Genomic DNA, 23,193 nt, shown 5'->3' on the forward strand with positions numbered 1-23,193 from the left:
CGGAGCCATGGGTCAATCGGTGCGCCAGGGCCGCAGCCAGAGCGCCATGCCGAGCAGCGCCAGGCAGCCGGCGACGGTGCCCAGGCCCAATTGCAGCCAGATACCGTCGATGCGGAACAGCAGGCCGGCGGCGAGCGCCATGGCCAGGGCGTTCAGTAGCCACAGCCGGGCCCAGGGCAGGGCGCCGAGCAGGGCCTGGCGACGCATCAGCAGCAGCGCGGTGCAGAGCACCCCGCCAAGGGCCGCGAGGGGAATCCCCGGCAGTCCGAAAATCAACGGCAGGACCGCCAGCAGCGCGGCGTTCAGCGCGCTGCCGAGCAGCTCGCAGCGCAGCGGCAGGCGAGTATCGCCGGCGGCGTAGGCGTAACGCGCCAGCAAGGCATTCCAGGCGCCGAACACCAGTGGCACGGCGAACCAGGCCAGCAGCGCCGGCAACGGCGAGCCGGCGGTCTGCCGCGGCAGCAACAGGGCCACCAGGCCGGGTGCGGCAGCGACCAGCCCGACCCCGGCCGGCAGGGTCAGCAGGCTGGCGGTCTCCAGGCCGCGGCGAAGCAGGGCCAGACGCTCGCCACCCTGGCGTCGGCTCATCATGCCGAGCAACACCTGGTTGAGGCTCATCAGGGCGATCAGCGGCAGGTTCATCAGCTTGCGCGCCAGGTTGACCCAGGTCACCGCGCCTTCGCCGAGCAGCGAGGCCACCAGCCGCTCGACCAGCGCCAGGCCCTGGCTGGCGGCGTTGCTCAGCAGCAGCGGAGCGATGCGCCCGCCAAGCTCGCCCAGTTCGACGCCGGAAAGGCGCCAGTGCCAGGGCCGCCAGCCCTCGATCCATAGCGAAGGTAGCAGCACCAGCGGCATCAGCAGGCTGCCGAGCAGGCAGGCCAGGGCCAGTTGTTCGGGCTGGCTGGCCTGGCCGTGCAAGGCCAGGTAGAGCACCGGCGGCAGGTTGAACAGCAGCGAGCCGAGTCCGGCCAGGACGAAGCGCTCGGCGGCCTGCAGGGGAATGCTGAACAGCGCATGGAGCATCAACCCCGGCACGCACCAGGCGAGGATCCGCAAGTTGGCCGCGGCCTGGGCGCTGGCCGTCTCGGCCAGGCCCGGGCCGAGCAAGCGCACCAGCCAGGGCGCCGCCGCCAGCAGCAGGAGGCTGAGCGCTACGGCGATACCGAGCAGCGCCGGGAGGATCGCCGCCAGCCAGTCGAGGCGACGTTCGCCCTGGCGTTCGAGGAACAGTGGCAGGGCCGCCGCGCTGAGCACGCCGCCGGCCAGCGACATGCGCAGGGCCTCGGGCAGGAACAGGGCGATGAGGAAGGCGTCGCTGCGCTCGCCGGCGCCCCAGGAGGCCACCAGCAGCCATTCGCGGGCGAAGCCCAGGCACAGGCCGAGCAGGGTGGCCAGGGTCAGCCAGAAGGCGGAGCCGAGCATCTCAGGCCTCGGCCCCGCGCTCGAGCTGTCGCTTGAGCTTGCGATAACCCACCGCCCGCGGTTGCGGCTGGCGTTCCGGGAACAGCCGGCGGGCTTCCAGCAGGTTGATCCCGACCAGCAGCCAGAACAGGCCGATCATCACCACGGCGAAGCTGAAGTAGTGGTCGAACAGGCCGCTGACCAGCGCCGCCAGGATGCCGCCTGTGCTGCCCAGCCAGATCGCGTTGTCGCGGGTCAGGCGGATCGGGCCTTTCTCCGGACGGGCTTCGCGCCACCAGCGCCAGGTCACCGCGATGAACAGCAGCATGCCGCCGAGGCCGACCTTGTACATGAAGTTCAGCCACAGGTTGGAGATGCCCAGGAGGTCGGTGCCCGGCACCGGCGGGTCGACCTTGAAGCCGATTCCCAGCGGATAGCGGGCGACGGCCTTGGGGAACATCCGGTATTCGTCGAAGCGCACCTCGGTACTGGCGTTCTGCGGCGAGAAGATGGTCGCCAGGCGTTCCTGCAACGGCGGGTAGCTGAGCACCAGGACCACCACCAGGCCGACCCCGAGCAACAGCAGGCGGCCGGTGTAGGGCACCTTGCGCAGGGACATCCAGAACAGCACCACCGCCAGGCTGAGCATCGCCCCGCGGGAACTGGCGAGGAGGATCGCGGCGGCGCCGAGGACCGCCACGGCGAGGCCCAGGCCGCGCCGCCAGCCCTGGTTGGCGACCCCGTAGCAGAACGCCAGGGGCAGCAGCAGGGCCATGATCCCGCCGGTGGCGTTGGGGTGCATCCATGGCGAGCCCATCCGCGAGGAAAGCGCCTCCAGGCCGAACTTGAGGGTGTCCAGGTTGGCGTAGTTGAACATCGCCAGGATCGGCGCCATCCCCGACGCCGAGCGGTAGCGGATGAACACCGCGATGGACATCAGCAGCATCGCCAGGGTGCCCAGCAGCAGGGCGATGACCAGGGTCTCGCGGTTCTTGCGCTCCACCAGCAGGCGTCCGGCGAGGAACACGATGGACAGGTTGAGCAGCCAGCGCAGCCAGTTCGACAGGCCGCTGGCCTCGGCCTTGATGCTGACCTGGCCGACCACGAACGGCAGCACGGTGAACAGCATCAGCCACAGCAGCATGCGCTCGGTGGAGCGGTAGCGCAGCGCCGGCGCCGGCGGCAGGCGCGAGAGGAAGATGTGCCAGAGCACCGCGCCCCAGGTCAGGGCGAGGATCGCTTCGCTGACCGTCGAACGGATCCCCACGTTGACCGTGGAGTAGGGCATGAAGGTCGCCACCAGGGCGAACAGCAGCAGCCCCCAGAACGGGAAGCGCAGGATGGTGACCGCGGCCGCCAGGCCGACCATGGCGGCGCCGGCCTTGGCCGGGCTGAGCATCAGCAGCGCTCCGCCGAAGGCCAGGCCGAAGACGACAGCGACGAGGTTTCCCAACGACATTCTCAACTCAGTTCCTCGATCAGTGCGGCCAGCCGTTGCCGGTAGGCTTCGCGGTTGAAGCGCGCGGCCCAGGCGATGAGTTCTTCCGCCGAGGCTTCGCGCGGCGCATCGGCCAGGCGCAGCATCAGGCGTTCCAGGGCGGCGCCGTCGCTGGGCGAGAAGCGCGGCGCCGACGGCGGGGTGACTTCGTCCAGCGAGGTGCCGCTGGCCACCGCCACCGGCGTGCCGACGCTCAGCGCCTCGACCACCGGCAGGCCGAAGCCTTCCGCGTAGGACGGTTGCCAGAGCCGCTCGGCCTGGCGGTACAGCGCGTGCAGTTCGGCGTCGTCGAGCCCGCCGAGCGCGTGCAGGCCGGGCAAGCCGCGTTGTTCCTCGGGCAGGTGGTCGAGGCTGCCTACCAGCACCAGCGGCGGCACGCCGGGCGTCTGGGCGCGCGCCCGGGCCCAGGCGCTGACGAACCAGGGCACGTTCTTGCGCAGTTCGCGGGTACCCACCAGCAGCCAGTAGCGTGGCGGCAGGCCGCGTGCCGAGAGGTCGGCGGGTTCGCCGGCGAAGCCGTCGACCTGGTTGGGCAGCACCCGGACTTTCCCGGCGACCCCGGGAAACAGCCGCACAGCCTCGTCGGCGCTGTACTGCGAAGGGGTCCAGACACGGTCGGCGACACGCAGCGCATAGGCGATCGACAGGTAGTCGCTGACCCGATAGACCAGTGCCTTGAGGCGGTTGGCGTGGTAGTTCTTCAGGGTGATCTGGAACAGGTCGTGGATCAGCAGCGCATAGCGCACGCCCGGCGGACGCGGCGGTAGCGGCAGGCCCATGTTGAAGGTGCTGATGTACAGGTCGATGTCCTGTTCGCGCAAGGCGCGTGGGAGGAACCCGGCTTCGAAGCGCAGGCGCTGGTGCGGCTGGTGCATCGCGGTGCGCGGGCAGCCCCACGGCGGGCAGACCGCCCGCTGGCGCAGCGGGTCGTCGAGAGGGGCCACGGTGAAGCGGGTCACCTGCGTGCCGGGCAGGCTTTCCAGGGCCTGCTCCATGGCATAGACCTGGCGGCTGATGCCCGAGTGCGGCGAGCTGCCGACGGTGCGGTAGTCGAGTCCTATGCGCATGCCGGCGCTCCTTCGGCGAGGCCGGCGTAGACCTGTTCCAGTTGGCTGGCGGCGACGCTCCAGTCGTGCGCGCGACGTACGTAGGCGCGGCCGTTCTCGCCCAGCGCGCGGGCCTGCGCCGGGTCCTGCAACAGGCGCACCACGGCGTTGGCGAGCTGCTCGGCGGATTCGCCGCCGAGGTAGTCCTCGCCGTCCCGCAGTTCCAGGCCGGAAACGCCCTGCGCGGTACTCGCCAGCGGCAGCCCGGCGGCCAGGGCCTCGAGCACCTTCAGCTTCGAACCGCCGCCATGGCGCAGCGCGGCGAGGAACACCGAACTGCTCGATTGCAGTTGCAGCAGGTCGGGAACGAAGCCTTGCCATTCGATGCGCGGATCGCTCCAGCGTTGCGCCCACTCCGCCGGCAGCGCATAGCCGCAGACGCTCATGCGCGCCTCGGGGCAGTGTGCCCAGACCCGCGGCAGGATCTCGTCGAGCATCCATTCCACGGCATCGACGTTCGGTGCGTATTCGTAGTTGCCGAGGAACAGCACGCGCTGCGCTTCGGGCGTCGGCCGGGCGGCGGCGAAGTGCTCGCAGTCGACCCCGTTGACCACCACTGGCACCGGGCGCCCGAGCATCGCGCCGAGCTGCCGCGCATCTTTCTCGGTCACGGCGACGACCGCTGCCGCCTGGCTCATCACCCGGCGTTCCCAGCGGCGGTAACGCCACTGGTCGTAGCGCACGAAGGGCAGCGCCCAGCCCGGCAGACGGTCGTAGGTGGCGGCACCGAGGGACGACTCGACGTTGTGCTCGGTGAGCACGAACGGCTGGCCGGCGTTGCGCAGCGGTCGCTCGTAGGGCTGGAAGCTATAGCTGTGCTCGACCTGGACCACGTCCCAGGGCTCGCGCAGCAACTCCGTGGCGGTGCGTTGCAGCTCCGCCGACAGGCCGTTGACGCTGGCCAGCAGCGGGTAGGGCGCGAACAGCGCGGCGAGCAGCGTGGAGAGGCTGCGCAGCGGTCGGCGCGGCAGCACGACCAGGCGTTCGAGGAAGGGCTCCAGGGCCTGGCGGTCCTCGGCGCTCACCGGCTGCTTGCTGTGCAGCAGCACTGTGATCCGGTGGCCGCGTGCCGCGAGGCTGCGCAGCAGGTGGTACTGGCGGGTCTTGCCGCCGCTGGTGGTGGGCCAGGGCGAGTAGGGCAGGATCCAGAGAATACGCATGGGTGGCTTCACTCCCAGACCAGCATCTGCAGGCTGGACTTCACCGGGACTTCCAGGCCGTCGCTGCCGCTCAAGGGCGTGACCTTGCCGCTGAGCGGATCGTGCAGGGTGGCCTCCTTGAGCTTCGGTAGGCGCACGTTGCCGCCGCGGGCCGACCAGAACAGCCAGACGTTGCGACCGTCCTCGCGGGTCCAGCCGATGCTGAAGGAACCGTCGGGCAGGTCCTCGGTGACCGGCGGGTCGGCCGGGCGCAGCTTCGGCCCGGTGACCTTGAGGAAGCGTTGCAGGGCCAGGTAGACCGGCTTGGGGTTGGCGTCCAGGTCGAGCAGGCCGTAGTCGCGGTCGCGCACGCTGGCGCGCTGGTCGAGATCGCTGAGGGTGAAGAGGAAGATCCGGTCGTAGTCCAGCGCACTCATCAGCGCCAGGCGACGCAGCACGTAGTCGGCCTGGCCTTCGACGCCAATGATGTCCTGCAACTCCTTCGGCCCCTTGTAGGCCGACCAGCCCCACTCGGTGCTCCAGATCGCCGGCACGCCGGCGTTGCGCAGGGCGCGGTTGATCTGGTTGGCGTGGGAGACGAAGTCCAGGTTCCACGGGTAGTTGCCTTCCGGCAACTGGGTATAGGGGTGGTAGGTGGCGATGGTGCCGAGGCTCTCCACGCCCAGGTGGCCGAGGGCATCGAACATGGTGCGGCCGTCGGGCATCTCGCTGAAGAAGGCCATGCCGGCGGAAACCACCGGCTTCTCCGGGTCGACCATGCGCAGGGCGATGGTGCTGGCCTGGAGCAGCTTGGCGTAGCCTTCCGGATCGGCCTTGGGCCGCCAGAAGCCGATCAGGTTGGGCTCGTTCCATACCTGCCAGGCGGCCACGCTCGGGTAGCGCTGCGAGAGCATCGCCATGCGCCGGGCGAAGACTTCCGGGTCGCGCGGCGGATACTGGTCCTGGAAGGGCGAGTAGAACGGCGCGGTGGTGATGAAGCGGGCCGAGCCGACCAGGTAGAACACCGACTTCAGCTGGCGCGCCTCGAGATCCTTGACCAACTGGTCGAGGGAGGCCAGCTGGTACTGGTCCTCGGCGGTTTCCAGGCGGTCCCAGTGCAGGTCCAGGCGCACCCACTCCAGCCCCAGGTCCTGCAGGCGGTCGATCTGCTTGTTGTAACGCTCCGGGCTGAACCAGAGGAACTGCGCGTTGACCCCGAGGAAGTCTTTCCAGACCACCGCGCGAGGCGCCTTCAGTACCTGGATCTCGGCGTCGGCGGGACGCCCCCAGAACACCAGCAGCAGTACCACGGCGAGCAGCAGCGCGCTGCCGCCCAGATAGAGTCCCTTACGTGCCATGAACGGTTCCCACCATGTCGTTGAACAGTGCCTGGAAGCGCAGCGCGGTGCGCGGCCAGGTCCGCGCATGGCCGATCGCTCCGGCGCGCTCGGCCCAGGCCTGTGCCAGGCGGGGTTCGCGAGCGAGGTTCAACAACTGTTCGGAGAGGGCTGCCACGTCTCCCTGAGGGTAGATGGCGCCGTTGCCGCTGGCGACTTCCTCGGCGAAGGCGCGAGCGTCCGAGGTGATCGCGCCGCGCCCGCAGGCTGCCGCCCAGGACAGGGCGCCGCTGGTGCCGCGCTGCTGGCCGAGCAGACCGAGTTTCTTCGACTCGCGGTACGGCAGGACCATCACGTGGTGGGCCTGGATAGTACGCGGGATGTCCGCGGCGGCCAGGTTCAGGTTCCAGTCGATGGCGTCGGCCAGGCCAAGCTCGGCGATCTGTGCCTTCAACTGGTCGAGGTAGTTGCCGCCGGCGCCGAAGGCCATTTCCGCGGCGGTGCCGCCGGCCAGGGTCAGGCGCACGCGCTGGCGCATCTCCGGCGCGCTGGCGAACAGGTCGGCGAGGGCCTCGAGCAGGTCCTCGATGCCTTTGCCGCGATAGATGAATCCGAAGTACAGCAGGCGCAGGGTGTCCAGCGACGGCAGCGGCACCGTGGCGATCTCCAGGTTGCCGTGGTTGATCACCTCGACCCGCCCGGGCGGCAGGCGCATCCGCCGGGCCAGGCACTCGCCGCCCAGGCCGGTGAGGGTCACCAGGCGCGTCAGGCCCTGGGCCACGGCACGCTCTTCGCGCAGGGTCAGCGGGTCGGCGAGCACCACGGCGGCCTGGGGCAGGGGAGAGGGCAGGCGTTCCAGCAGGTTCAGCGGCCAGGGCAGGCGCTCGCGGCGCCAGACCATGCGCTCCGGATCGTGCACCGTGGCGCTCAGCGGCAGGCGCGGGAAGCGCTTGCGCAGCTCGCGCAGGGCGATGAACTCGCCCAGGCGGCCGCCGCCGAGTTCGGCATGGACCAGGTCGAAGCCGTTCCAGTCGACGCTGTCCAGCCGGCTGGCGATATTCGCGCTGTCGGCCGCCACGCCGGCGAGCGGCGTGGCTACTTCGATGCCGAGACCCTGCAGGGCGTTGCGGAAATGACTGGCGTAGTCGGCGATGCCATTCTTTTCCGGCGGCAGGGGCGCGAGGAGGGCGATCCGCATCAGAACGCGCTCCGGTAGCGGGCGATGGTCTGCAGGACCTTGCTCGGCACCTCGAAGCGGCGCCGGTTGATGATGATCCCGTCGACCTTGCCGAACGCCGTGGTGAGGATGGTCAGCGCATGCTCGACCACCGGCACGGTGCTCTTCTGCGCCTCTACCACCAGGGCGATCAGGTCGGCGCGGCGCAGGGCGATGAAGGCCTCGCGGCTGTCCAGCAGGGCCGGCGCGTCGAGCAATACCACTTCACCCGGCTGGGCCGGTTCGCCGCCGATCCGCACGCGCACGCCGTTTTCCTCCAGCAGGCGGCGCAGTTGCTCGATGATGAAGGTCACGCCTTCACCGTGGCGCGCCGAGGTCAGGCCCAGGGTCAGGCCCTTTTCCTCGATGCGCGCGTAGGGCAGCAGCCCGTACAGCCGGTAGATGCTGGCGGTGAAGGCGTTGCTGCTCTCCGCGGTGCTATTGCTCAGCTCCGGCAGGGTGGTCCACAGCGGCAGGCCGAATTTCTCCTCGACCAGGCCGCCGTCGTGGATGCGCTGGTCGAGCAGGTAGCAGAGATAGACCACCAGCAGGCCGACGGCGAGGCCGAAGGGCACGGCGAGGAACAGCATCAGCAGGGTTTTCGGGAAGATCCGCCCGGGGTTGTAGGTGGCTTCCTCGATCACCGAGATGTTGCTGATCTGGCTCTTGTCCAGTTCACGGTCGATCCGCGATTTCTCCAGGCTGTCGACGTACAGCGCGTAGTTGCGCTCGGTGGCGTTCAGCTCGCGCTGCAGCCGCGCCAGGGTCGGCTCGATGTCCAGCGCTTCGCGCCGTTGCGCCTCGAGTTCAGCGAGCTGCTTTTCCTGCTCCGCGAGCTGGGTGCGCAGGGCCGCGTTGTTGCTGGTCTCGTCCAGCAGGACCCGTTCCAGGTGAGTGGTCAGGGTGTTCGGCGCGCGGTCCTCGGAACTCTGCACGGTGGCGCCTTCGTCCTGGACTTCCTTCTCCAGGGCACGGATCGAGGCGTCCAGGGCCTTCACCGGCGGCGCATCGTCGGTGTAGGTGCGCATCATGTCGGCGCGTTCCAGGCGCTTCTGGTTGAGCAGCCGGCGCAGGTCCTGCTGCGCCGGGTTCAGCGCGATCTGCCGCACCGTGACGATCTCCCTGGGCAGCCCCTTGAGTTGCTGGCGGGTGGATTCCAGGGCGCTGTCGGAGGAGGCGATCAGGCGGATCGAGTTGAAACGCTCGCCGCGCAGCACGTTGATCCGCTCGGACAGGTCCTGCAGGCGGTCCTCGATGCTGGATGCGCCGATCTCGTTGAGGTGCTTGAGGATCTGCGCCTTGTAGCTCTTGATCTGCGCCGCGCTGTCGGCAGTCTGCGCCTCGTAGAAGGCGTACAGGCTCTTGCGGCCGAGCGCCTGGGTGCGCTCTTCCATGTAGATCTCGATCCAGGCCTTGACCACTTCCTGGGCGACTTCCGGCTCGCTCCAGGTGAAGCTGATCTCCATCACCGTCGAGCCGGCCGCATGGGTGACCTCGAATTTCTTCTCGAGGTCCTTGGCCAGGCGCTCGACCGCGGTGGTTTCCTCGATCACGCCGAAGGTTTCCAGGGTCACGCGAATCCCGTCGAACACCGCGCCGATGGCCTTCTTCACATAGAACTTGGTGCGCTTCCACAGGCCCTCCGGCGGCGGCCGGTTGGCCAGCACCTCGAGGTAGCGCTCGGCCACCTGACGGACGATCGGCCGGCCGGTGAGCAGGCGTTCTTCGTCGACGATAGGGTCGCGCTGGGTGCTCGGCATCACCAGCGCCTGGCGGTTGCTGATCTCGATCGGCAGGGTCGAGTCACGGCCCGGCTTGACCAGCAGGCGTGCGTTGGACTCGTACTTGGCCGGCAGCAGGAAGGCGCCGAGGACGATGATCACCACCGCGCTGAGGGCCGCCAGCTTGAACTCGCGCTGGTAGATGAACAGCAGGCGCAACAGATCACGCAAGGAACGAATTTCTATCATGGCGATGTCGCTCCTCAGCGATCGTTGTTGACGGTGTAGCTGACGCCGACGCCGATGGACTTGGCGAAGGGCAGCAACTGGTTCAGGTAGACGTCGACGCCCTCGATACGGTCGCCGACCATCGACTTGGGCACGAAGACGATGTCGCCACGCTGCATGGCCAGGGGCTTGCGGCCTTCCGGCCCGATCTTCATCAACTGGCTGAAGTCGAGGAAGTAGGCGTGGTAGCGGCCTTCCGAGTCCTCGCGCATGAGCGCCACGCGGCGGGCGTCGCCCACCGGCAGGATGCCGCCGGCGCCGAGGATCGCCTGCTCCATATTGTTGGCGGCGGGGATCGGCACGGCCGACGGGTTGCGCACCGCGCCGCCGACGAACACCGTATTGCCCGGCGCCTGGTTGATGTTCACCGTGACCCGCGGCTCGCGGTAGATCGGCGCGAGCTTGGTGGTCAGCTCGTTGGCGATTTCCTGCGGCGTGCGGTGCGCGGCCTGGATGCGACCGATGAACGGATAGTAGATGCTGCCGTCGTTGAGCACGGTGTACAGCGTCAGTTCATAGATGGTGGCGACGTTGAACGCCGAGAGGGTCGGCATCTCCCCGGCATCGCGGACGATCCGCAGGGTGTCCCCGACACGCACCCGCTCCATCGCCGGCGGTAGCCTGGCGAGTTCTTCCAGGGCACGCTTGCCGCTGTCCACGGTGTCGCTGTCCGGTGCGGGAATCCGTGCGGGGGTGTTGCATGCGGCCAGGGCGAGCATGGCGAGCATGAGGAGGGTGCGTTTCATGAGGGAGCACTTCCTGTAGGTCATGATGTTCACTTCCAGTAGCCTGGAAACATGCTGATGCGGCGCTTGAGGGCGACCGGCAGGTGGCGTTCCAGCTGGCCAAGGCGGTAGCCGAGCAGCTTGAACGCGCTACGCAGCGCTATTTCAGGTACGCGATACAGGGCACCGGCGGCACGCAAGGCCTGTATCTCGGCGAGGACATAGCGCTTGCCCTCGCCACCCGCGCCGCCGAAGGCGGCACGTATCCAACGCTCGCGGCCGTAGAACACGCCGATGTCGAAATAGCGGCGGAACTCTTCCAGCAAGCGGTAATCGTGGGAATGGTAGACCTCGGCGCTGGCCGCGTAGCGCACCGCGTAGCCGGCCTGCAGCAGGCGCGCGGCGACGTAGGCGTCCTCGCTGCCGATGACGTCTTCGGGGAAGCCGCCGACGGCCGCCAGGGCGTCGCTGCGGTAGGCGGAGAACGAGTCGGAACTGAAGCAGGTCTTGATCCCCAGTTCCGAGGCGTCGGCCAGGCGCTTGCTGCGGCTTTCCGGCGGGTAGTTGAAGCGCCGCGCCTGGGCGCCGAGCAGGCCGGCGCCGGGGTGCGGCAACTGGCGGCCGTAGGCCACGCCGATGTCGGCCTCGGCATAGAGTTCGTCGAGCAGGTTGGCGAAACTGTCGGGCGAGGCGGGAATGGCGTCCTGGGTCAGGTAGATCAGCGCGTCGGCCTCGACCTGCTGGCTGGCCCAGCGCCGCGTTCCGCCGTGGTTGAAGCTGGCCGGCTCGATGACCTCGACCCGCGCGCCGAAGGCGCGGAAGCGCTCCACCGTGTCGTCGCTGGAGCGGCTGTCCACCACCAGGATGCTGTCCGGCTGCCGCCGTTGCGCGACCAGGGCCGGCAGCAGCCGGTCCAGGTGCGCGCCGGCGTTGCGCGTGGGAATGACCAGGGCGCAGCGCATCAGGCTTTCTTCTCGTCGCTGGCGGGGGCGCGACCGTAGATGTCGTTGAAGCGGACGATGTCGTCCTCGCCGAGGTACTCGCCGCTCTGTACCTCGATCATCACCAGGTCGATGATCCCTGGGTTGCTCAGGCGGTGGCTATGCCCGGCGGGGATGAAGGTGGATTCGTTGGTGTTGAGGAGAAACTCGCGCTCGCCGTTCTCCACCAGCGCCATGCCGCTGACCACGATCCAGTGCTCGCTGCGATGGTGGTGCATCTGCAACGACAGCGAAGCCTTGGGGCGCACCACGATGCGCTTGATCTTGAAGCGGCGGCCTTCCTCGAGCACGGTGTAGGTGCCCCAGGGCCGGCTGACCGTGCGGTGCAGGCGGAAGGCGTCGTGGCCGCGACGCTTGAGTTCCTGGGCGACGAACTTGACGTCCTGGCTGCGCGCCGCGTCGGCCACCAGCAGGGCGTCGGGGGTGTCGACGATGATCAGGTCGTGCACGCCGACGGCGCCGACCAGGCGCTTCGGCGAATCGATGTAGCAGTTGCTGACGTCGTGCAGCACGCTTTCGCCGCGTACCTGGTTGCCGTTCTCGTCCGCCGCGCTGAGTTCGCGCAGCGCCTGCCAGGAGCCGATGTCGCTCCAGCCGATGGAGCAGGGCACCACGGCGACCTTGTCCGAGCGCTCCATCAGCGCGTAGTCGACGGAGATGTCCGGCGCCTCGGCGAAGGCCCCGGCGGCCAGCTCGCGCTGGCGGCACTGGCCGTTCTCCAGGCTGCTGCCGTCGGCCAGGGCGGCGCGGGCGGCGATCAGCACCTCCGGCGCGTGGCGCTCCAGTTCCTGCAACACGGTGGCGGCCTGGAAGCAGAACATGCCGGCGTTCCACAGGTACTTGCCGCTGTCCAGGTAGGACTGGGCGGTGGCCTGGTCGGGTTTCTCGACGAAGCGTGCGACCCGGAAGCCGTTGCCCAGCGGGGCGCCCTGTTCGATATAGCCGAAGCCGGTCTCGGCGCGCTCCGGGGTGATGCCGAAGGTCACCAGGTAGCCTTGGGCCGCGAGTCCGCGAGCCTCGGCCACCGCCGCGGCGAAGGCCTGCTCGTCGCGGATCAGGTGGTCGGCGGGAAGGATCAGCAACTGCGCCTGGTCGCCGAAGTGCTCCTGCACATGCAGCGCGGCGGCGGCGATGGCCGGCGCGGTATTGCGTCCCACCGGCTCCAGCAGCAGGTCCTGGGCCAGGCCGCTGCGGTTGACCGCGCGGTAGTCGTCCAGGGTACGGAACAGCAGATCGCGGTTGGTCACCGTGAGCAGGCGGGCGACGTCCGGCAGCCCGGCGATACGCAGGAAGGTCTTCTGCAACAGGCTCTGGTCATCGGCCAGGCGCATGAAGGGTTTCGGCATGCTCTCCCGGGAAACCGGCCACAGGCGGGTCCCGGAACCGCCGGAAACGATGCAGGGGATCAGCGGGGCGACGGCGTTCATCAGTAGACTTCCTTGGTCAGGAGTACGGCTGGCACCGTACGGAACAGGATGTAGAGGTCGAACCACACCGACCACTTGGCGATGTATTCGAGGTCGTATTCCACGCGTTTCTTGATCTTGTGCAGGGTGTCGGTCTCACCGCGGTAGCCGTTGATCTGCGCCCAGCCGGTGATGCCGGGCTTGACCCGGTGGCGCGAGCTGTATTCGCTGACCGCCTCCTCGAAGGGAATGCCGGCGGCCTTGGTCGCCGTGGCGTGGGGGCGCGGGCCGACCATCGACATGCTGCCGGCGAGCACGTTGAACAGCTGCGGCAGCTCGTCGATGCTGGTCTTGCGGATGAAGCGGCCGACCCGGGTGATGCGGTCGTCGTCGCGGGTGGTCTGGCGTTCGGCGTTGGCGTCGGTCCTTTCCGTGTACATCGAGCGGAACTTGAAGACCCAGATCAGCCGGTTGTTGTAGCCGTAGCGTTTCTGCCGGAACAGTACCGGCCCCTTGGAGTCGAGCCTGATCGCCAGGGCCACCAGGGCCATCAGCGGGGCGAAGAGGACCAGCGCGATGCTCGCCAGGACCAGGTCCTCGCAGCGCTTGATCAGCGGCGACCAGCCGCGCAGCGGCAGCTCGGACGCGTTGAACATGGGGATCCCGGAAACGTCGACGATGCGGTTGTGGGCATGCCGGAAGGCAGCCATGTCCGGCACCAGCAGGACGTTCACCGGCAATTGCCGCAGGCGGTGGACGATGGCGCCGATGCGCCCCTCGGCGAACCAGGGCAGGGCGACCAGCACCTGGTCGACCTGTTCCTGGCGGATCAGTTTCTCCAGGTCCTTGGTGTTGCCCAGCAGCGGCAGCGAGTTGTAGTTCTCCGGGACCCGCTCGGAGCGGTCGTCGATGAAGCCGATGATGCCGGAGCGGATGTCGTGGTTGCGTACCAGGTATTCGGCCAGGTGCATGCCGCTCTCGGTGAAGCCGAGGATCACCGTGCGTTGCAGGTACATGCCGCGTTTCATCCAGGCCCGGTACAGGCGCAGCACCAGCAGGCGCTGCACGCCGAACAGCAGCAGGCTGCCGGTGAACCAGAAGATCACCAGCTTGCTGCTGAGGTAGGGAAACAGGCCCAGGCCCTGGTACATGAACAACAGCAGGCAGAACGCCGAGGCCCAGGCGAAGAACATGATGCGGAAGCGCAGGCGGTTGCTGAAGATATCGTCGGAGTAGACGTCCAGTGCCTGGAACATGATCACCGTGAGCGCGCCGAAGAACAGCAGCAGCCCGAGCATGTTGCTGCGCAGCTCCACGGGAACCAGGCCGGGGTAGTACAGCAGGAACAGCGCCGGGGCGATGGCGGTGAGCGCGTGTACCAGCTTGGTCGCGACCAGGAAGTACTCGATGAATCCAGCCCGTGTCAGCGACAGGCTATCTACCGACTTCGAATGCATGTTGTTTGCTCTGCCGATCACGGGCAGTCCATTGAGTGGATAGGGAAGAGCAAGGCGGTGAAGCGTCAATTTAGTGACTATTTTTCATTTGCCACGCGGTTTAGTCATTTTCCCGTCGAATAGGTTCATTCGTCGATAGTGGCTTTGTGATAGCTATCTTAGCATTCCCAGGGAAATATCCGTAGTCTGGGTAAGTTTTTTTAGTCAATTTATTGACGTATTTCTGGCGCCAAACTTTTATCCAAACAGTAGACGAGGAAATCTGACGCTGCCAATCCGCGAGCGCTCTGGCCTGGGAAGCGAAGCGGGGTGAAAGGTGAGGGCAGGCCGCTCGGCCAGGTGGCCAGCCGCCGGTTCGACGACCCGCCTGTTCACTGGCGCTGCGGGCTGCCTGGGCAGGATGCGCCTGCGGTTCCATGACGCAGGATGGCCGTTCGAGCGTGCCGATCCAGCTTGGGGCCGTCTTGGCGGACGCTACCCTCGTCGAAGGCGGAAGAGGTTCGAGCCCGCGGCGTGCGCGGACCGGGCTACCAGAACCAGCCGCCGCGCGACAGCTCCTGCTGGCAACTGCGGTACTGGGCGCCGAACAGCGAGGCGCGGGACTGGACCTTCTGCGAGACGTTCTTCAGCCATGGCTTGGCGTCGTAGCTGCGGTTGCGGTAGCCGCCCCAGCCCTCGTGGTAGTTCAGGTACTGGCCGTAGGCGTCCCACTTGGAGACGCCGTTGACCCGTTGGCTCTTCTGGATGTACCAGCCCATGAAGTCCAGGGCGTCGGCGAAGTCGTCGCGGCTGGCGCCCCAGCCGCCGGCCTCGCGCTTGTAGTCGGCCCAGGTCTCGTCCTTGGCCTGGGCGTAGCCGTAGGCGGAGCTGACCCGGCCCCAGGGGATGAAACCGAGGAAGTAGTAGCGCGGCGGCAGGGCGTCATGCTTGAAGGAAGATTCCTGGTACATCATCGCCATCGGCACCTGGACCGGCGCGCCCCAGCGCTGCTGCATCTTCAGCGCCGCCTCGTGCCATTTCGGTTTTTCGCGGAAGATCTCGCAGAGGTTGTCGGGATTGGCGGGGGGCTTGGTGGCGCAGCCGGCAAGAGCCAGGAGCAGGGCCGGCATCGAGAGCCGCAGCATGAAAGGGGTCCTTTGGCAGACGTCTGGGTCGCTTAACGCTGGCGCTTTATACCCGCTTTCCGGCACTCCATGCATCCCCAGGCCGATTCCCTGCCTGCGGGGGGCGTCGGCGCTTCCTCAGGTCGGCCTGGGCGTCTCGGCCTGGCCGGGGGCTCCCTCCAGGCGCGGCCCCCAGTCCTCGACCTGGCCTTTTTCCAGGCGCCGCTCCAGGGTGCGCCGCCAGGATGGCGTCAGCGGCAGCGCCAGGCACTGGCGCAGCAGCTCGGCGTCGGCCCGCCTGTCGAACAGCACCTCGGACAGGCGCAACAACGACCAGTCCGGATGGCGCCGTTCGACCAGTTGCAGGATATCGCCAGCCGCCACCACGCCTTCCTCCAGCACCCGGTAGTACCAGCCGGTGCGCCCGGACTCCTGCACCCTCAGGGACATCCCGGCGACCTCGAAGCGGTCGTTGAGCTTCCAGCAGGGCATGCGCCCCTGGGACACTTCCAGCAGCGCGGTCCCGGCCCGCACGCGGTCGCCGAGGCAGACGTCGGCTTCGCTCCAGCCGCTGGTGCTGAAGTTCTCGCCGAAGGCGCCCGCCTGCATCAGCAGGGGGTGTTCGCCCAGTTCGGCGATCCAGGCGGCGTAGTATTCGCGTGGGTAATGGTGGATCGCTTTCTCGACGCCGCCATGGACGCGCAGGTCGCCCTGTTCGTCGCCTTCCAGGCCGACGGGGGTGACCCTGAGCGCACCGTCGCGCGGAGACTTGGCGATGCCGCTGCGCGAGCCGGGGCGGGTGAAGGGCCGGGCGCAGCCGGTGAGAAGGGCATCCAGGGGTAGGGCAGGCAGGGGCATGGGAGGGTTCTCTAAGATGCAAGATGGTATCGACTAAATACAATATAGAGTCCGCCAAGCCTTCGCCCGCTGTCAAGCCGCCAGACCCTCCGGATGCGTCGATAGCCTCGGCGAGCCGGGGGCATCCAGGCCCCCTAGTTGAGCTGCCGTGGGGTCCCGACAGGAAACCGCAAAGGCGCCGGACGTCGCGATACGACGTCCGGCATCGGCGGCCCTCAGCGCAGCCCGTAGCCCTTGTCGACGATCAACTCCTGGCCGTAGAGCCCGGCGGATTTCGACGACAGCAGGAACATCACCACGTCGACGATTTCCCCGGGGCTGAGGAAGCTGCCGTCGACCAGGCGCTGGTTGATGCTCCGGGTGACAGACTCCGCCTGGGCATCGCTCAGGCCCAGCGACGCCCATATCGGGGTGGCGGTAGGGCCGGGGGAGACGAGGTTGATCCGCACGCCTTTTTCTGCCCATTCCACCGCCAGCGTCCTGGCCTGGGCGATCAGGGCCGCCTTGGAAGCGATGTAGGCGGCGAGCCCGGGGAAGGTCACTTGGCTGAGGAAGGTACCGATGAAGACTACGCTGGCCGGTTTGCTCGTTTGCCGGCTGAGCACGGAAAAGGTGTTCAGCGCCCCGGCGCCGTTGACCCGCCACTGCTGCTCGAACGCCAGGCTGTCCAGGCCGTCGGCGAGCTGGGCGATGCCGGCGTTGGGTACCAGGTAATCGACGGGGCCGATGGACGCGGCACGCGAAGCCAGGGCGTCCAGGTCCCGTTCGCGGGTGACGTCGCCCGCCAGCCAGTGCAGACGCTTGCCGGAGTGGGCGTGCAGGCTTTCCGGCGGTCCTTCGCGCCTTGCCATCGCCAGGACAGTCGCGCCGTGCCCGAGCAACGTTTCGGTCAGTTTCAGGCCGATGCCGGAACTCGCGCCGGTGACGACGGCGAACCGGTCGTTGAATTCACTCATGGGAATCCCTCGTGGGGTGATGGAGATACGGATCTTCGATAGGGATGGATCAACGCGAGAGCGACGGGGCAGGGATGAGGCGGATGCCCTGTACCTGCACCTGGTCGCCGGCGTCGAACCGGGCGTTGGGAGAGCGGAAGCGTTCGGTCGTGCCGTCCTCGTAGCGAACGGTGTAGGCGTTTTCGCTCAGACCGGTTGCCTGCTGGACGGAGGCGCCTCCCAGGGCTCCCAGCGCGGCCCCGGCGATAGCGCCCAGGGGACCGCCGAGGGCCGCGCCGACCATGACGCCAACCACGCCGCCAGCGCCGTAGCCGACCGTTCGGTCCCTATCTGCGGAAATCACTTCGGCGGTGTGGGCGAGGGGAGTCGTGGTTGCCAGGGCCAGTGCGATGAGCGGGAGCATGCGTTTCATGGGAAATCCTGAATGGGAAGGAGTCGCCATTGGCTTTCCATTTCCCATGCCAGGTTTTTTATTGATGTAGATCAATGATTTGAAGGTTTATGAGTCATATTGACACGGTCTTTTTGCGGTCGTAATGACTCCGCATGGAGTCGATTTGACTCTGCGCCGATGACAGCTTCGGGCGCTTCGGAACGGCCTCGTCGATGACGCTCAACGATCGGGGCGAGCGGGGCATTCGACCGTTTGAGCAGGCCCGCACGATCGGGCAAGGACTCCCGAGGAATAGGCAATGACGAGGAGGGGAGGATGCCCAATAGTGACCGCGAACGAATGTCGGCGGCTGCGCTACGGTTGTCGAAATGCCAGACAGGAATAATGACGCTTTGAAACTTCCCTCGATACGGCGAGCCGCCATCGGCGGACATCACGATTCCCCGCAATTGCGCCAGGGGCGTTTCCACAATCTCAGCCCCAGGCCGGCGGACATGCCGGCACCCGGTGCCCGGGTGCTCTGGAACGCGCTTTTCAACAAGCCGAGAAGCACCGTCCCGCGGCAGCCTTTACCCGTGCTCAGCCCGAGTCGTGCCGAGCTCGATGCGACCGTCGATGGCAGTCTGTTCCGCCTGGGTCATTCGACCTTGCTGCTGAAACTGGCCGGTAGCTGGTGGTTGACCGACCCGGTATTTTCCGAGCGCGCCTCGCCGTTGCCGTTCGCCGGGCCGAAGCGTTTCCATGCGCCGCCGGTGGCATTGGCGGATCTCCCGCCGATCCGTGGGGTAATTCTTTCCCACGATCACTACGACCACCTGGACCGCGCCGCGATCAAGGCCCTGGTCCCGCTCGTCGAACTGTTCCTGGCGCCGCTCGGCGTAGGCGACCGCCTGCTGGCCTGGGGCGTACCGCCAGGCAAGGTGCGCCAACTGGACTGGTGGCAAGGTATCGAGGCTGGCGGTTTGCGCCTGACTGCCACGCCGGCACAGCACTTCTCAGGCCGTGGGCTACATGATGGGAACCGTACGCTGTGGTGTTCCTGGGTGATCGAAAGCGCCGAACTGAAGCTGTTCTTCAGCGGAGACAGCGGTTACTTCGATGGTTTCGCCGAAATCGGCCGCCGCTACGGACCGTTCGATCTGACCATGCTGGAAACCGGCGCCTACAACGAACATTGGCCGTACGTGCACATGCACCCGCAGCAGACCCTCCAGGCTCACCGGGATCTTGGCGGGCGCTGGCTGCTGCCGATCCACAACGGCACCTTCGACCTGGCCATGCATGCCTGGTACGAGCCGTTCGAACGGATACTCGAACTGGCCACCGAACACGGCGTGCGGGTTTCCACGCCGATGATGGGCGAGCGGATCGACCTGCAAGCACCGCATGCCGGCCGACGCTGGTGGCGCGAAGTGGTCGACAGCGAAACGCAGGTGCAGGGTTACGGCTGTTGCAGAAGCTAGGTCGGCGAGCGATCGCACGAGGGCTCCAGACGGAAGCCGCCATGGAGTCGCTTCGAAATGCGTGATGCTGCTCTAGGTCCTGTGAACCTGTAGATTCGCATAATGTATATTATGTTAAATTAAATGCTATGTTAGAAGCCAGGATGATTCAGTCCTAAAGCGTCAAGGCTAAGGGGCTACCGCGTTGGTTTGTATCTACGGTAGAGCTCCAGAATCGCCTACCTGTTGGCACAGAACAGCCCTTCGATTTACGTCAGCACTCCCCTCGTCCATGCTGCTTTTACGAACAGCCAGAGAAGCCATGTGCGAGGGTCGAGTTGTTCCCACGCAGGTCAGCATCAAGCCCGATCTGGCGCTGTACGGTGGTCGCTAAGCTGCTACCTTCAACGCTCAGGCGTCCTCAGATGTCATTGCCGAGGGCCTGGTGGTTGCGATGATGACGTCGTCCTCTGAGCTCACCGTTGCCAAGTACCCCTCAGATCTCATCTCGTTGACTAACCTCCGGTTTGACTCGGTGTTTCTTACCTTGATCTTCTTGACCTTCGCGCTCACGGTTTTGAAGTCCTCATCGTCGAGCAACCCTAGAGCTGCGGCAACCTCCGGCCACTTCATCCCAGGAAGACATTGTGTCAGCATTTCAGAGCGCTGCTCCGAGGTTAGGCTCGCGTTGCGAACCAGATGTCGCAGCACAGGCATCAGCGGATCAGCAAACCTTTCGCCAGCTTTATTGGCCAGCATAGATACACGGCCGAGCTCTGGAACCGCTTCCGGTTTGCTTTCAATCGTCTCTAGGCTAAGCCCTGACCACATCTGAATTTTCTGTGTGAGTGGCAGCGCTTTGCTTTTGCTCAGAGTGAGCATCGAGTCGAGCTGGAGAGAACTGATATCGATCTCTGCCTTTGCTAGATCCCACCGTTCAACCAGGTACTGGCCTTCGAGATGTGGGCAAGTATTCAGTACGATCTCCCTGACTTCCGAGCTGTATGGCAGAAATGATGAGGCTACCAGCATGACCCACCGCCCTTCAGGTAGCGCTGCTTTTATCATTGATAGGTCTTGAAGCACGACGCCATCGAGCAATATTTTGAGCACGTCATTACTGATACTGGTGGAGCTCAGAAGATACTGTTGCAGCGACCAGTCTGCGCTCGTTGACTGCCACAGCTTGCCCTTGAGAGACGATGCGTTCCGAACGATGAAATCGGTGAACACCGTTTGTAGTGGTCAACCCATCCCGGACAGTGGGTTGAGTTTTTCTTCGGCCACCGCAGGTGGTACCGCTGGACTTCCTGCGCCGTCAGGTAGCCAGTCGGCGGGACCCATTCCGACTTCAGGCTGCGGAACAGACGCTCCATCGGCGAATTGTCCCAGCAGTTCCCCCGGCGGCTTATGCTCTGCTGCATCCGGTAGCGCCACAGTCGCTGCCGGAACAAGCGGCTGGCGTAACTGGCTGAATCCGAATGGAACAGCACCTATTGTGGCTTGCCGCGCTGTTCGTAGGCCATGTCCAGGGCCTTGATCACCAGCTCGGCATCCGGCTTGGCCGAGAACGCCCAGCCGATCACCCGCCGTGCCTGCAGATTCAGCACCGCCGCCAAGTAATGCCAGCGGCCTTGCGCCCAGATGTACATGATGTCGCCACACCACACCTGATTGGGACGCTGGACCGCGAACTCGCGGTTCAGCCGATTCGGGATATCCGGCCGCTCAACCATGGCCTGTCTATAGGCGTGCGAGCCCGGTTGCTTGCTGACCAGGCCCAGCTCACGCATCAACGCGGCGCGCATCGACCCGACGACGTCGAAGACGGTGGACGTAGTAGCAAGACCGCGCCACATCGAAAGCTGAACAGACCACTTCCACCGACTATCGAGTTTGTCCGACATCAAGAGAGCGGTAGCCTTTTTTAGGATCGCTTTCTCCCGCTCCAGCCGGTTGATCCGAGCCTCCAGCTCCTGGATCTTCTGCTGTTCTGGGGCGAGCGCCTTGCTCTTCGGGGTCACGCCGTCGCGCTCCTGCTGGAGCTGTTTCACCCAACGGCGCAAGGCCGACCCAGCGAACGGCAGGCGTCGATATGGCTGTAGCCTTGGTCCAACACCAGGGGCGCGGCCTCTCGCTTGAACTCGGCGGAAAACGTACGTCGTTGCTTGCTCATCAGACACCTCTCTCACGGCAAGGATTGTCGCCTAAATCGGTGTCCGGGATTACAAACTGCCCTTCAAAGCTAGCTATTGGTCGTTCTCTGCCGGTCTCAGATCCGATGCAAATGCTTGGTCTAGTCAAATGCAATCAGGTGGTCAAGTAAGCGCAATTGCGCAGCGGCGAGCGGTAGTTCAGTGCGCTGCGGATGTTCCTCGTTGTAATCCTCTCTCCCCTTCAGGGCCTGACACAAGAAGGGCATAATGGCATAATGCAGCCACCTGCATCGCTTGCTGCCAGGAAGCGATGACGTAGCGATAAGGAAGTCGCCCCGCAATGCTCTTCCCTTGCTTTCCGTCATTTCTTGATATCCGTAAATCATCACTACCCTCTCGATGCAACGACCAGAGTTGCGGGTAGTTCAAGGAGAGACCGTGCGTTCGACTCTGCCACCACTCACTGGTTTGCTGATGCTTGGTCTGGGCGGGTGTGTTTCGTTCCATCCCGCCGGTCCCATCGGCGCACCTTCAGAAACAGCGCAAAGCACCTACCCGCACGCTGTTCAGGTGGAAGAGGTACAGATCACCGACAGGAAAATTACCAATGCTGACTGGCGCCGCACCGTCAGCGCGGCCCTGACCCAACAGATCGGGCAGCATGTCGAGCGCGGTGAGTATTTCGGGCGCTTGATCAGCTTTCCAGCGAAGGTCGAAGGCAATGACGTTGTGTTGAAGTTCAGCTTCTCCTCGCTAGAAGGCAAGCGAACCCCGCATCCTGGCTATATCCCAGGTGCCCTGCTGACACTGACTGCATGGATCTGGGTGAACGGCCCAATCTACGTGGACAAGTACGATCTGGTCGGTGACCTGTTGATCGAAAACGCTGAGGGCAAGGCGCTGGCCAGCAGCCACAAAGCACTGGACGTCCAGCAGAACACAGGCCTCTGGGATCACGACTATGCCGCCTTCTCCCTGGGCAGTGTGCAACTCACTCAACTGGTGGAGTCGCTGCTGAAGGATGCCACTGCGCAGTTGCCCTGCCCTGAGGGGGAGCCTTGTGAAAGCAAGCCGGATTGACCAGGGAACGGTTGCAGTCCGCCAAACCGGTAGTTTCACCATCCAAACAGCAACAACGGCGATTCAAAGCATTAGCCACTGCAAGATCATCCAGAAGGCCGATGGCTACGCCTTTTTCTCACACCCTACCGATAGCACCCCCCAGAAGGAGGCAGCGAGAGCAGGGTCACGCTTCGCGTGACGCGCTATCCCTCCTCGCCCAAGGACGAGGTTTCTCGCGCAAGACTGATGAAGAAATACCACCTCGCGCTATTAGGCGCTCTCTGCCTGCAACTCACCGGCTGCATTTCCTATTCGCACCAGCAGCAGGCAGACGCCAGCGCTTGGCCGATTCCACTGAACTCGGCCAAGCCCACCGTCAGCCTCAAGGTCGATACCGACTATCAGTTCAACGGTACCCCCAGTCAGCGCGGATTCAATCTACCTCGCCTGGAGAGACTGCTGATCAAAGAGTACCAGAGCAGTCAAGCGTTCGAGCAAGTCGCGCTCGGACTCAATACTGCGGACGTCTACGCCAAGGTGAAGGTTAGCAACCATGAAACCGGCAGCATGCTTCTGGCGATCCTCTCAGGCGCTACTTTACTGGTGATTCCGGGAACCTTTGACAATGAGTGGATCATGGAGACTCGTTTCTTCGATGCCAATGGCAAGGAACAAGGACGCGTGGTCAAACGGGAGATAACGACTACCTGGACGCAGCTACTGCTGGTGTTCGCCCTGCCCTTCAACGAATCGACTGATGAGATCTTGGCCAAGTTGGCACGGAGCACTCTGGAAGAAGCAAGTCAGCGCAAGTTGCTCTGAATGACGTTACGGTAGGGGGCATCAGTAGGCCGACCAAAACATCTTGGCGTAAGACTGGGTAGGTGTGATGATCAAGGCAGTCAATGTGCCCGCGTTGCAGTGACC

The 23,193-nt window shown here is 65.6% G+C and carries 19 protein-coding genes and 1 pseudogene; 3 read left to right on the forward strand and 17 right to left on the reverse strand.

What is annotated here, in order from left to right; all coding sequences use genetic code 11:
• Positions 1-12: 12 nt before the first annotated feature.
• The 15 genes from FHW81_RS16940 to FHW81_RS17010 all read right to left on the reverse strand — a co-directional run bounded on the left by FHW81_RS16940 (position 13) and on the right by FHW81_RS17010 (position 17,624).
• Positions 13-1,422, reverse strand: a complete 1,410-nt coding sequence (locus FHW81_RS16940) for a lipid II flippase MurJ (protein WP_023116854.1) — start codon at positions 1,420-1,422, stop codon at positions 13-15.
• Position 1,423: 1 nt separating this feature from the next.
• On the reverse strand, positions 1,424-2,860 hold the full coding sequence (locus FHW81_RS16945; RefSeq protein WP_003089234.1) for a biofilm formation protein PslJ: 1,437 nt from the start codon (positions 2,858-2,860) through the stop codon (positions 1,424-1,426).
• Positions 2,861-2,862: 2 nt separating this feature from the next.
• Positions 2,863-3,966 (reverse strand): glycosyltransferase family 4 protein, encoded by a 1,104-nt coding sequence (locus tag FHW81_RS16950; protein ID WP_171893957.1) that lies wholly within the window; start codon positions 3,964-3,966, stop codon positions 2,863-2,865.
• Complete coding sequence (locus FHW81_RS16955) at positions 3,957-5,165, reverse strand: glycosyltransferase family 4 protein (protein ID WP_171893956.1); 1,209 nt, start codon at positions 5,163-5,165, stop codon at positions 3,957-3,959. Before FHW81_RS16955 ends, FHW81_RS16950 begins: the two co-directional genes overlap by 10 nt.
• Before the next feature lie 8 nt (positions 5,166-5,173).
• Entirely contained in the window at positions 5,174-6,502 is a 1,329-nt protein-coding gene (locus tag FHW81_RS16960; protein ID WP_003089230.1) for a cellulase family glycosylhydrolase, read from the reverse strand.
• Complete coding sequence (locus FHW81_RS16965; protein WP_003158941.1) at positions 6,492-7,679, reverse strand: glycosyltransferase family 4 protein; 1,188 nt, start codon at positions 7,677-7,679, stop codon at positions 6,492-6,494. Before FHW81_RS16965 ends, FHW81_RS16960 begins: the two co-directional genes overlap by 11 nt.
• A complete protein-coding gene (locus FHW81_RS16970) occupies positions 7,679-9,667 on the reverse strand; it encodes a GumC family protein (RefSeq protein WP_003113719.1) in 1,989 nt (662 codons plus the stop codon). Before FHW81_RS16970 ends, FHW81_RS16965 begins: the two co-directional genes overlap by 1 nt.
• 14 nt (positions 9,668-9,681) lie before the next feature.
• Positions 9,682-10,452, reverse strand: coding sequence for a polysaccharide biosynthesis/export family protein (locus FHW81_RS16975; protein WP_003089227.1), 771 nt, complete (start codon positions 10,450-10,452; stop codon positions 9,682-9,684).
• A gap of 29 nt (positions 10,453-10,481) precedes the next feature.
• Positions 10,482-11,393 (reverse strand): glycosyltransferase family 2 protein, encoded by a 912-nt coding sequence (locus FHW81_RS16980; RefSeq protein ID WP_003120154.1) that lies wholly within the window; start codon positions 11,391-11,393, stop codon positions 10,482-10,484.
• Entirely contained in the window at positions 11,393-12,859 is a 1,467-nt protein-coding gene (locus FHW81_RS16985; protein ID WP_003113717.1) for a mannose-1-phosphate guanylyltransferase/mannose-6-phosphate isomerase, read from the reverse strand. The genes FHW81_RS16980 and FHW81_RS16985 overlap by 1 nt, the downstream gene beginning before the upstream one ends.
• Positions 12,859-14,295: an undecaprenyl-phosphate glucose phosphotransferase gene (locus FHW81_RS16990; protein WP_003111160.1), complete on the reverse strand. Its 1,437-nt coding sequence runs from the start codon at positions 14,293-14,295 to the stop codon at positions 12,859-12,861. The genes FHW81_RS16985 and FHW81_RS16990 overlap by 1 nt, the downstream gene beginning before the upstream one ends.
• Before the next feature lie 527 nt (positions 14,296-14,822).
• On the reverse strand, positions 14,823-15,419 hold the full coding sequence (locus tag FHW81_RS16995) for a hypothetical protein (RefSeq protein WP_003089218.1): 597 nt from the start codon (positions 15,417-15,419) through the stop codon (positions 14,823-14,825).
• Between the two features lie 117 nt (positions 15,420-15,536).
• A complete protein-coding gene (locus tag FHW81_RS17000; protein ID WP_106120662.1) occupies positions 15,537-16,256 on the reverse strand; it encodes an MOSC domain-containing protein in 720 nt (239 codons plus the stop codon).
• A gap of 215 nt (positions 16,257-16,471) precedes the next feature.
• Entirely contained in the window at positions 16,472-17,212 is a 741-nt protein-coding gene (locus FHW81_RS17005) for an SDR family NAD(P)-dependent oxidoreductase (RefSeq protein WP_003117250.1), read from the reverse strand.
• A 49-nt stretch (positions 17,213-17,261) separates the two neighbouring features.
• Entirely contained in the window at positions 17,262-17,624 is a 363-nt protein-coding gene (locus tag FHW81_RS17010) for a hypothetical protein (protein WP_003089210.1), read from the reverse strand.
• A 350-nt stretch (positions 17,625-17,974) separates the two neighbouring features.
• Here FHW81_RS17010 and FHW81_RS17015 point away from each other — a divergent pair, with 350 nt between their 5' ends.
• Positions 17,975-19,069, forward strand: a complete 1,095-nt coding sequence (locus tag FHW81_RS17015; RefSeq protein ID WP_004343548.1) for an MBL fold metallo-hydrolase — start codon at positions 17,975-17,977, stop codon at positions 19,067-19,069.
• Between the two features lie 390 nt (positions 19,070-19,459).
• Here the strand turns inward: FHW81_RS17015 and FHW81_RS17020 are convergent, their stop codons facing one another.
• On the reverse strand, positions 19,460-20,281 hold the full coding sequence (locus FHW81_RS17020; protein WP_034072194.1) for a hypothetical protein: 822 nt from the start codon (positions 20,279-20,281) through the stop codon (positions 19,460-19,462).
• Between the two features lie 65 nt (positions 20,282-20,346).
• Positions 20,347-21,224, reverse strand: a pseudogene (locus FHW81_RS17025) (IS3 family transposase); the annotation flags it as partial.
• Between the two features lie 418 nt (positions 21,225-21,642).
• On the opposite strand from FHW81_RS17025, the gene FHW81_RS17030 reads away from it, so the two are divergent.
• The gene (locus FHW81_RS17030; protein WP_023087971.1) at positions 21,643-22,284 is read left to right on the forward strand and encodes a hypothetical protein; all 642 of its coding nucleotides are present in this window, start codon (positions 21,643-21,645) and stop codon (positions 22,282-22,284) included.
• A 177-nt stretch (positions 22,285-22,461) separates the two neighbouring features.
• Positions 22,462-23,088: a hypothetical protein gene (locus FHW81_RS17035; protein WP_169311264.1), complete on the forward strand. Its 627-nt coding sequence runs from the start codon at positions 22,462-22,464 to the stop codon at positions 23,086-23,088.
• Positions 23,089-23,193 lie beyond the last annotated feature (105 nt).

The sequence above is a fragment of the Pseudomonas sp. RC10-4-2 genome (genome assembly GCF_050433085.1).
Lineage (GTDB): Bacteria > Pseudomonadota > Gammaproteobacteria > Pseudomonadales > Pseudomonadaceae > Pseudomonas > Pseudomonas aeruginosa.

Excerpts from the sequence above, each read along its gene's own strand:
- FHW81_RS17005 (WP_003117250.1), bottom strand. The coding sequence starts at position 17,212 with ATGAGTGAATTCAACGACCGGTTCGCCGTCGTCACCGGCGCGAGTTCC.
- FHW81_RS16990 (WP_003111160.1), bottom strand. The coding sequence starts at position 14,295 with ATGCATTCGAAGTCGGTAGATAGCCTGTCGCTGACACGGGCTGGATTC.
- FHW81_RS16940 (WP_023116854.1), bottom strand. The coding sequence starts at position 1,422 with ATGCTCGGCTCCGCCTTCTGGCTGACCCTGGCCACCCTGCTCGGCCTG.
- FHW81_RS17010 (WP_003089210.1), bottom strand. The coding sequence starts at position 17,624 with ATGAAACGCATGCTCCCGCTCATCGCACTGGCCCTGGCAACCACGACT.
- FHW81_RS16960 (WP_003089230.1), bottom strand. The coding sequence starts at position 6,502 with ATGGCACGTAAGGGACTCTATCTGGGCGGCAGCGCGCTGCTGCTCGCC.
- FHW81_RS16955 (WP_171893956.1), bottom strand. The coding sequence starts at position 5,165 with ATGCGTATTCTCTGGATCCTGCCCTACTCGCCCTGGCCCACCACCAGC.
- FHW81_RS17000 (WP_106120662.1), bottom strand. The coding sequence starts at position 16,256 with ATGCCCCTGCCTGCCCTACCCCTGGATGCCCTTCTCACCGGCTGCGCC.
- FHW81_RS17015 (WP_004343548.1), top strand. The coding sequence starts at position 17,975 with ATGCCAGACAGGAATAATGACGCTTTGAAACTTCCCTCGATACGGCGA.
- FHW81_RS16950 (WP_171893957.1), bottom strand. The coding sequence starts at position 3,966 with ATGCGCATAGGACTCGACTACCGCACCGTCGGCAGCTCGCCGCACTCG.
- FHW81_RS16975 (WP_003089227.1), bottom strand. The coding sequence starts at position 10,452 with ATGAAACGCACCCTCCTCATGCTCGCCATGCTCGCCCTGGCCGCATGC.
- FHW81_RS16985 (WP_003113717.1), bottom strand. The coding sequence starts at position 12,859 with ATGAACGCCGTCGCCCCGCTGATCCCCTGCATCGTTTCCGGCGGTTCC.
- FHW81_RS16965 (WP_003158941.1), bottom strand. The coding sequence starts at position 7,679 with ATGCGGATCGCCCTCCTCGCGCCCCTGCCGCCGGAAAAGAATGGCATC.
- FHW81_RS16970 (WP_003113719.1), bottom strand. The coding sequence starts at position 9,667 with ATGATAGAAATTCGTTCCTTGCGTGATCTGTTGCGCCTGCTGTTCATC.
- FHW81_RS16945 (WP_003089234.1), bottom strand. The coding sequence starts at position 2,860 with ATGTCGTTGGGAAACCTCGTCGCTGTCGTCTTCGGCCTGGCCTTCGGC.
- FHW81_RS16995 (WP_003089218.1), bottom strand. The coding sequence starts at position 15,419 with ATGCTGCGGCTCTCGATGCCGGCCCTGCTCCTGGCTCTTGCCGGCTGC.
- FHW81_RS16980 (WP_003120154.1), bottom strand. The coding sequence starts at position 11,393 with ATGCGCTGCGCCCTGGTCATTCCCACGCGCAACGCCGGCGCGCACCTG.